This window comes from Paucibacter sp. XJ19-41, assembly GCF_028462495.1.
GTDB lineage: Bacteria > Pseudomonadota > Gammaproteobacteria > Burkholderiales > Burkholderiaceae_C > Roseateles_E.
The window spans coordinates 1-8,580 of sequence record NZ_JAQOWX010000172.1 but is presented as its reverse complement, the minus strand read 5'-3'; the positions used below and the strand labels follow the sequence as shown (position 1 = coordinate 8,580).

At 71.1% G+C, this 8,580-nt stretch carries 7 protein-coding genes; 4 read left to right on the top strand and 3 right to left on the bottom strand.

What is annotated here, in order from left to right:
• The 3 genes from PO768_RS26655 to PO768_RS26645 all read left to right on the top strand — a co-directional run.
• On the top strand, window positions 1-241 hold a 241-nt coding region (locus tag PO768_RS26655), incomplete at its 5' end, for a hypothetical protein (RefSeq protein ID WP_272648471.1).
• A 65-nt stretch (window positions 242-306) separates the two neighbouring features.
• Window positions 307-3,180: a methyl-accepting chemotaxis protein gene (locus PO768_RS26650; protein WP_272648470.1), complete on the top strand. Its 2,874-nt coding sequence runs from the start codon at window positions 307-309 to the stop codon at window positions 3,178-3,180.
• Window positions 3,158-4,654 carry a chemotaxis protein CheW gene (locus PO768_RS26645; protein ID WP_272648469.1) on the top strand — a complete coding sequence of 499 codons (1,497 nt, stop codon included), beginning with the start codon at window positions 3,158-3,160 and terminating at the stop codon, window positions 4,652-4,654. The genes PO768_RS26650 and PO768_RS26645 overlap by 23 nt, the downstream gene beginning before the upstream one ends.
• Here the strand turns inward: PO768_RS26645 and PO768_RS26640 are convergent.
• Genes PO768_RS26640 through wrbA form a run of 3 tightly spaced genes read right to left on the bottom strand, consistent with a single transcriptional unit; the run spans window position 4,629 to window position 7,507 of the window.
• Complete coding sequence (locus PO768_RS26640; protein ID WP_272648468.1) at window positions 4,629-5,675, bottom strand: glycosyltransferase family 4 protein; 1,047 nt, start codon at window positions 5,673-5,675, stop codon at window positions 4,629-4,631. The genes PO768_RS26645 and PO768_RS26640 overlap by 26 nt on opposite strands.
• A gap of 54 nt (window positions 5,676-5,729) precedes the next feature.
• Window positions 5,730-6,896 (bottom strand): MFS transporter, encoded by a 1,167-nt coding sequence (locus tag PO768_RS26635; RefSeq protein WP_272648467.1) that lies wholly within the window; start codon window positions 6,894-6,896, stop codon window positions 5,730-5,732.
• Window positions 6,893-7,507: an NAD(P)H:quinone oxidoreductase gene (wrbA, locus tag PO768_RS26630; protein WP_272648466.1), complete on the bottom strand. Its 615-nt coding sequence runs from the start codon at window positions 7,505-7,507 to the stop codon at window positions 6,893-6,895. The genes PO768_RS26635 and wrbA overlap by 4 nt, the downstream gene beginning before the upstream one ends.
• Before the next feature lie 98 nt (window positions 7,508-7,605).
• Here wrbA and PO768_RS26625 point away from each other — a divergent pair, with 98 nt between their 5' ends.
• Window positions 7,606-8,556 (top strand): LysR family transcriptional regulator, encoded by a 951-nt coding sequence (locus PO768_RS26625; RefSeq protein ID WP_272648465.1) that lies wholly within the window; start codon window positions 7,606-7,608, stop codon window positions 8,554-8,556.
• Window positions 8,557-8,580: the final 24 nt, after the last annotated feature.

Below are 8,580 nucleotides of genomic sequence, written 5' to 3'. Positions count from 1 at the left end.
GCTGGCGGCGCTGGCGCGCGTGACCGCAGGCCCCGCAGCCTTGACCGCCGACAGCGCCGCGCGGCTGTCGCGCGAGCTGATGGCCGCGCTGGCGCTGGCACCGGACAACGCCCAGCTGCTCAGAAATCTGGAGCGGCTCTACGGCTTCTACGAGCAGCAGCGGCCCGACTGGAGCCCCTTCGAGCCCGAGGCGCTGCGCGAGCGCTTGAGCATCGTGCAGTCTGCGCCACGCCGCGATTGACCGCCTTGCCCCGCTGTCACTAGGATGGGTGGCCGCGCCCGACGCAGCGGCCACAGGGAGAAAAAATGACTTACTCGTCAATTCCCCAGCTGTCCGAGGTGCCGATAGCGGCGCTGGCCCATGCGCTGAACCAGCAATACCTGACCCTGGTATTCGAGGTCAGCAGCGGGCTGCTGCTGGATGCCAACGAGCTGGCCCTGCAGACCTTGGCGCTGGAGCGTGGGCGGCTCGGCAGCGTCGACCGCGACACCCTGCTGGGCCTGGATCTGCCGGCCATGCGCACGGCCTGGAATGCCGCGCTGGGTGCCGCCGACGGCGCTGCCGCAATCACCTTGCCGGCGCGGCCCGGCGACGGGGGCGCGACCTTGATGCTGGAGGGCTGGCTGTTTGCCAACGAGGCGCGCAGCCGGTTGACCCTGGTGGCGCTGGATACCACCAGGCAGCGCCTGGCGGCGGCCGACCTGAACGCGCGGGTCGGCGCGATCTCGCGGGTGCAGGCGGTGGTGGAATGCGATCTGGACGGCCTCATGCTGAGCGCCAACGACAACTTCCAGACCCTGATAGGCCGCAGCCTGGCCGAGCTGAAGGGCCAGCCCTATGCGTTGCTGTGCGAGCCCGACTATGCGGCGGGGCCCGAGTTCAAGCGCCTGTGGGAGCGGCTGCGCGCCGGCGAGTCGCAGGAAGGTGAGTTCGTCCGCCTGGCCGCCGATGGCCGCAAGGTCTATGTGCGCTCCAGCTACAACCTGGTGCTGGGCGTGGACGGGCTGCCGCTGCGTGTGGTCGAGTACGTGCTGGACATCACGGCCGGCAAGCTGGGCAATGCCGAGCTGCTGGGCAAGGTGGCGGCCATCAATCGCGCCCAGGCGGTGATCGAGTTCGATCTGCAGGGCCGCGTGCTGGATGCCAACAAGAACTTCCAGGAGCTGATGGGCTATAGCCTGGCCGAGGTGCGGGGTCAGCATCACAGCATGTTCTGCGAGACAGAGTATGCGCAAAGCCCGGAGTACGCCGCGCTGTGGACCCGCTTGCGTGCCGGCGAGATCGACGGCGGCGAGTACAAGCGCCTGGGCAAGAACGGCAAGGAGGTCTGGATCCAGGCTTCCTACAACCCCATCCTGGATCTCGATGGCAAGCCCTTCAAGATCGTCAAGTTTGCCTACGACATCACCGGTGCCAAGCTGCGCGCCGCCGAGGCCGAGGGCAAGGTGGCGGCGATCTCGCGCTCGCAGGCGGTCGTCGAATTCGATCTGCGCGGCCATATCCTGGACGCCAACGAACGCTTTCTGCAGCTGGTCGGCTACAACATCGAGGAGTTGCGCGGCAAGCACCACCGCATGTTCTGCGAGCCCGAGTACGCGGCCGGCGAGGACTACCAGCGCTTCTGGCAGAAACTCGGTCGCGGCGAGTTCGACGGCGGCATCTACAAGCGTCTGACCAAGCAGGGCCAGGAGCTGTGGCTGCAGGCCACCTACAACCCGATCTTCGACTTCGAAGGCCGGCCGCTGAAGATCGTCAAGTTTGCCCATGACGTGACCGAGGCCAGACTCAGCAATGCCGAGTTCCAGGGCAAGGTCAACGCAATCAGCCGTGCCCAGGCGGTGATCGAGTTCGACCTCAAGGGTCAGGTCTTGACGGCCAATGCCAACTTCCTGCAGCTGATGGGCTATGCACTGGAGGAGGNGGGTCAGGTCTTGACGGCCAATGCCAACTTCCTGCAGCTGATGGGCTATGCACTGGAGGAGGTGCGCGGCAAGCACCACCGCATCTTCTGCGACCCGGCCTATGCCAGCAGCGAGGCCTATCTGGGTTTCTGGGACAAGCTGGCGCGCGGCGAGTTCGACAGCGGCGAGTACAAGCGCGTAGGCAAGAACGGCAAGGAGGTCTGGATCCAGGCCACCTACAACCCCATCATGAATCCCGAGGGCCGCATCACCAAGATCGTCAAGTACGCGATCGATGTCACCGCCGCCAAGATCCGCAGCAGCGAGGTGGAGAGCCGGGTCAGGGCGGTGGACCTGGGTCTGGGCGCGATCGAGTTCGATCTGGACGGCAATGTGCTGGCCGCCAACGACAATTTTCTGCGCACCATGGGCTACAGCCTGCGCGAGGTGGTCGGCCGGCACCACAGCAGCTTCTGCCCGCCCGAGTACATCACCTCGGAGGAGTACCGCGACTTCTGGCTGCGCCTGGGCAAGGGCGAGCCTCGCAGCGGCCGCTTCCAGCGCGTCGGCAAGTTCAATCGCGAGGTCTGGATACTGGCCACCTACAGCCCGATCTTCGACATGAAGGGCCAGCCGCGCGGTGTCATCAAGTACGCGGTGGACGTCAGCGACCAGGTGCGGCTGGAGCGGGATGTGCGCCAGAAGACCGGCGCGATGGGCGCGACGATCAGCGAGCTCGACCAGGCGATCGCCCGCATCGGCCAGTCGACCCAGGCCGCCGCCGCGCTGGCCGGGGCCACCCAGGAGAACGCCCAGCAGGGTTTTGCGGCGCTGCAGAAGGCCATCGAGTCGATCGAGCTGATCCAGACCAGCAGTCGCCAGATCGGCGATATCGTGCGGGTGGTCGGCGATATCGCGGCCCAGACCAATCTGCTGGCTTTCAATGCCGCGATCGAGGCCGCCCGGGCCGGCGAGCACGGGCTGGGCTTCTCGGTGGTGGCCGGCGAGGTGCGGCGCCTGGCCGAGCGCAGCTCGGAGGCGGCCCACGCGATCACCAAGCTGATCGAGGAATCGGGCGAGCGGGTCGATGCCGGCTCGGAGCGTTCGGCCAGGGCGCGTGATGCCTTCGAGGGCATTGTCTCCAGCGCCGGCAAGACCAGCGACTCGATCCGCCAGATCGCCGAGGTCGCCCAGGCCCAGCAGGGCGTGGCCCGCCAGGTGGCCCAGCTGGTCGCCGGCCTGGGCAGCGGTGCCGATGCTGCGACCGCTGCGCGCTGAGGCGGCGATGGATGCCGCAGCGGCTGGCCCGCGCTTCGGGCTGATACGGGTGGGCGGCTGCACGCTGGGCATTGACGTGGCGGCGGTGCGCGAGGTGATCCATTGCCCGGAGGTCCTGGCCCCGCTGCCCGGCGCGGCGGCCGAGCTGCGCGGCGCCATTGATGTGCGCGGCAGCATCGTGCCGGTGCTGGATCCGGCGCCGCTGCTGGGCTTGACGGCAGTCCAGCCGGGGCCGCAGCGGGTGATCCTGCTGCTGCGCCTGGGCGCGGCGGAGCGGCCCCTGCTGCTGGGTCTGCTGCTTGACGGTGTCGGCAGCATCGTGGCCCCGGCGCGGCTGCATCAGCTGGAGCCCGCCGAGCCGGGCAGGGCAGGCTTGCTGACGCATGCCTTCGTGCTCGACGCCGATGCGGGTGGCCTCGTGGCGGTGCTGGAACCGGCTGCGCTGGCCCGGCTGCCGGGCGTGCCCCTGGTCGCCGAGACGGGACAGGCGGCGCTGGCGGCCCAGGCCGGCCCGCGCGAGCCCTGTCTGCTGTTCGAGGTGGGCGGCCATGGTCTGGCGATTGCCGCAGCCCTGGTCGAGACCACGGTGCCGCAGGCCCAGATCCTGAGCAGCGAGCTGCGCGGCGGGCTCTGCCTGGGCGTGATCCACCATCATGGCCAGGAGATCCCGGTGGTCGACAGTCTGCAGCTGCTGGGCCTGGGGCACAGCCCGGCGACGGCGCTCAGCGATGTGCTGGTGCTGCGCCTGGGGGCGGGGCGGCTGGCCCTGGTGCTGGACCTGGTGCGCGACATCCGCCACCTCGCGATGCAAGCCCTGTTGCCGCTGCCCCCACTGGGCTTGCGGCGGCCCGCGCTGTTCGCCGGCCTGCTGCCGCCCGAGCAGGGGGCGGCACCGGTGTTGCTGCTGCTCAGCGCGGCGCTGCAGGCCGAGCCGGGCTTGCTGGCGCTGGCCGGCCTGAGTCATGCGATCCCGGCCGCGCGCGGTCATCGGCGGGCCGAGGCCGCGGCGCCCGCCGAGATCGCCGGCCAGGGGCCGCAGACCAGCTATCTGACCTATCGCCTCGACACCGAGCTGGGCACACCGCTGACCCAGGTGCGCGAGATCATGCGGCTGCCGCCGCAGCGCGGCGCCGCCGCCTCGGATGCGCCCGGCATGCTGGGCCTGCTGCTGCACCGCGGCCAGGCCTTGCCCCTGGTCTGTCTGCGCACGGTGCTGGGCCAGGCCCGGCCGTCGGCCGATCACGCCGACGCGATGGTGCTGGTGGTGGATGACGAGGAGGGCGGCGCGGTCGGCTGGGTGGTGGACGGGCTGACCGGCATCGAGCCGGCGCGCTGGCAGCGCGAGGCCCCGGCCGGCGCCGATCCGCGCGATCTGTCGCTGCAGGCCCTGGTCGAGGTGGGCGGCGGTGAGCAGCGCCGCACCCTGCCGGTGCTCGAGCTGCGCCGACTCAGCCGCGCCTGCAGCGCGCGATGAAATCCACCAGCTCTCGCACCACCGGCCCGGGCGCCGAAAACGCGCGCGCGCGCTGGTGCAGCCGGGCCAGGCCCGGGGTCTGCAGCGAGGCGATGGCGGTGGCCAGCGCGGCCGCGATGCTGTCGGCATCGCCGGGATAGGCGCGCGGGCAGTGGTCGCCGAAGTTCAGCGCATAGGCCTCGTCCAGCGTCTGCTCGGTGATCGCGCCGATGCAGCCGCCAAAGCCCAGGCCCACCGCCGCACAGCCGCGCATCAGACCCTCCATCAGCGCATAGCCGGCGCCGGTGATCACATCGATGCGCTCCAGCAGCGGCGCCGGGTCGGCCACCATGCCGCTGAATTCGGCGTTCAGTCCCAAGGCGGCGGCCTTGGCCTGCAAGGCCTTCAGATGGCTGCCGCCGCCAATCACCAGCACACGGTAGCGCTCGCGCCCGGGCAGCCGCGCGATGGCTTCCAGCCAGGCCTCGCAGCGCGGGCCCTTGTGGCCGCTCAGGCGCGAGCAGTAACCGAGGGTGATCGGCCCCTCGGCGCCGCGCTCGCGCAGCGCCGGCATGGCTATCGGCAGCCGGCTGCCCAGCACCGGGGGCTGGTGGGCCGCGCCGCCATCGGCGATCAGCTGGGCATAGGTGGCGCGCAGGGTCTCGCACATCGTGACCACGCCGTCGGCATTGCCGAACAGCTGCAGCCACTGGGCCATGCGTTCGGGGCTGTGGCCGTTGTGCATGCAGGCCAGCCAGGGGATGCCGGCGCTGGCCTTGAGTTGGTGGGCGAAGCGGGCCTGGGTGTAGCTGTTGACGAAGAGCAGGTCGGGCTTGAGCCCATGTTTGAGCCAGGGCCGGGCCAGCGGCTCCAGCAGCGGATGGGCCGGTGGCAGGCGCAGCGCCCGGCCGGCGCCGAAGTCGCTGCGGGCCGGCCAGACATGGACCTCATGGCCTTGCGCCACCAGCTCCCGCGCCAGGATGCGGTTGTAGGTGGTGATGCCGTTGGGCGAGGTGTCGCGGAGCAGGAGGAGGAGGCGCATGGGGCACGGCGGGCGGGCAGGGCTGCACTGTAGCGCAGGGCTCGCTGCCTTCGGCTATGCGGCTCGGGCCCCCGGACGCCAGAACAGCGTGACGACCATGGCCAGCGCCGCCGCAGCCACCCAGGCCGCAGCGGCCGGCCAGCCATGGCTGTCCACCGCGCGGCCCACCAGCAGCGGCCCCAGCGCCTGGCCCAGATTGCTGCCCTGCATCAGCAGACCCACCGCGAGCGCGGCCTGCGCCGGCGTCGCGCACTGCTGCGGCACCGCCGACAGCAGGCTGGCCGGGATCAGTCCGCCCGCCGCCGAGAACAGCAGGCACAGCGCGAAGGCCGCCCGCGGGTCCAGCACCGGCAGAAAGATGCCCAGCGCACACAGCCCCATCGTGAGCGCCGCGCCGCCTCCCAGCGCCGCACGGCTCAGCCTTCGCAGCAGCAGGCTGGCGGCGAGATTGCCGACGATATTGGCGGCGCTGGCCAGCGCCGCCAGCAGGCCTACCGTCCCAGGCCCGACTTGCAGGCGTTGCTGCAGCAGCACCGGCAGAAAGCTGAAGAGCGCGAAGAACATCAGGCTGTAGAGCAGGAAGCTCGTGGCCAGTGGCAGGGCCCGCCAGACCTCGGCCACCCGAGGCGGCGGCCTCGGCCCCTCGGCGCGGGCCTGCTGCTGCGGGACCGCCCAGGCCACGGCGGCCAGGATCAGGCCGGTGGCCAGCGCCGCAGCGGCCCACAGGTTGCGCCAGTCGTCGAACCAGGGCCCGGTCAGCATCGCCAGCGCGATGCCGGCCGGCATGAAGCAGCTCCACAGCGCCAACGCGGCGTTGCGGTCGGCCGCAGGCACCAGCCGGCCCAGCAGCGTGGGCCCGGCCACGGTGATCAGCAGAAAGCCCAGGCCTTCGATCACCCGCGAGACCAGCAGCAGCGCAAAGCTGCCGGTGGCCAGGGCGAGCACCGAACCGAGCAGCGTGGCCAGCAGCCCGAGCAGCAGCATGGAGCGATCCCCGGCGCGGGCCACCAGCGAGCCCGCCGCCACCCCGCCCAGCGCCCCCAGCACCGCGAAGGTGGCGCCCAGGCCGCCCAGCATCGCCAGGCTCAGGCCCAGTTCGGCCTGCAGCTGCGGGGCGGCAATCGCCACCTTGCCCAGCTGGAAGGCCGAGGCCACCCCGGCGGCCACCACCAGCCAGACGGCCCGCCAGTCGCTGCGCGTTGGCGCGTCCGCGCGCCTCATGCCTGCGCCTGCGCCAGCGCCAGCGCCCCGGCGATCCGTGCGACATGGCGGCCCTGGTAGCGGGCCGCCTCGATCTCGTTGCGGCTGGGTTGGCGATCGCCGCCACGCCCGTCGTCGGCCAGCGTGGACGCGCCATAGGGCGAGCCGCCCGTGATCTCGTCCATGCGCAGCTGGCCCTTGTAGCTATAGGGCAGGCCCACCAGCACCATGCCCAGGTGCAGCAGCACGATATGCGTCGACAGAATCGTCGACTCCTGCCCGCCATGCTGGCTGCCGGTGGAGGTGAAGACGCTGCCCACCTTGCCCACCAGCGCATCCCGGGCCCACAGGCTGCCGGCCTGGTCGAGGAAGTTCTTCATCTGCGCCGCCATAGCGCCGAAGCGCGTCGGTGTGCCGATCACGATGGCGTCGTAGTCGGGCAGCTCCGCCACACTGGCCACCGGCGTGTCCAGCGCCACCTTGTAGCCGGCCGCGACGGACGCCGGCACCAACTCGGGCACCCGCTTGACGGTCGCCTCGGCGCCGTGGCTGCGCACCCCCTCGGCCACGGCGGCGGCCATGATCTCGATATGGCCGTAGGACGAGTAGTAGAGAACCAGAACCTTGCTCATGAGCCGAACCTCCTGTGTGGAATGAGGCCAGTATCGGCAGCGCTGCTGATCGACGGAAGCCATAAAATTCAGAGCTTCTTGATCTATGAAATCGATCAATGCTGGACGCTCTCACGCTCGATCAGATGCGCATGTTTGTCACCGTGGCCGAGGCCGGCAGCTTTCGCGCCGGGGCGGCGCGCCTGCTGCGCGCGCAGTCGGCCGTCAGCCATGCCATTGCCAATCTGGAGCAGCAGCTCGATGTGAGCCTGTTCGACCGCAGCGGCCACCGCCCCACGCTCACGGCGGCGGGCGCGGCCCTGCTGGAAGACGCCCGCGCCGTGCTGCTCAAGGTCGACTTCATGCGGGCCCGCGCCCGCGGCCTGGGCGAGGGTGTGGAGATCGAGCTGTCCCTGGTGGTGGACACGCTCTACCCGCTGCCTCTGGTGGCCGCCGCGCTGGGGGAGCTGCGCGAGGCGCTGCCGGCGGTGCGGCTGCGCCTGAGCGTGGCGCCGCTGGGCGGGCCGCTGCAGGCGCTGCGCGAGCGGCGCTGCGACCTGGCCATCATGGCGGGCGAAGACTTTCTCGATCCCCGCATCGAGACCGAGGCCTTGCAGACGGTGCCCATCGTGGCGGTGGCCGCTGCCAAGCACCTCTTGGCCCGGCGCCGCCAGGCGCTCACCAGCGCGGACCTGGCCGACCAGCTGCAGATCGTGCTGGAGGACCCGACGGCGCTGTCCGAGGGGCGCGACTTCGGCGTGCTGTCGCCGCAGACGCTGCGGGTCGGCACCCAGGAGGCCAAGCGCGCGCTGATACTGGCCGGCGTTGGCTGGGGCCGGCTGCCGCAGTGGACGGTGGAGCGCGAGCTGGCCGAGCAGTCGCTGCTGCCGCTGGCCGCCACCGCACTCGGCCCGCAGGGCGTGGCGCAGGTGCAGACCTATCTGGCCCGGCGCAGCGACCGCAGCCTGGGCGTCGCGGCGACGGCTTTGCGCGAGGCGCTGCATCGGCTGGCGACGCCGCCGCGCCGCGCTGCAAGGGCTTCGCGCCGCGCCGCCAGCGCTGCGCGCTGAGCGCGCCGATCAGCGGGCGGAGGG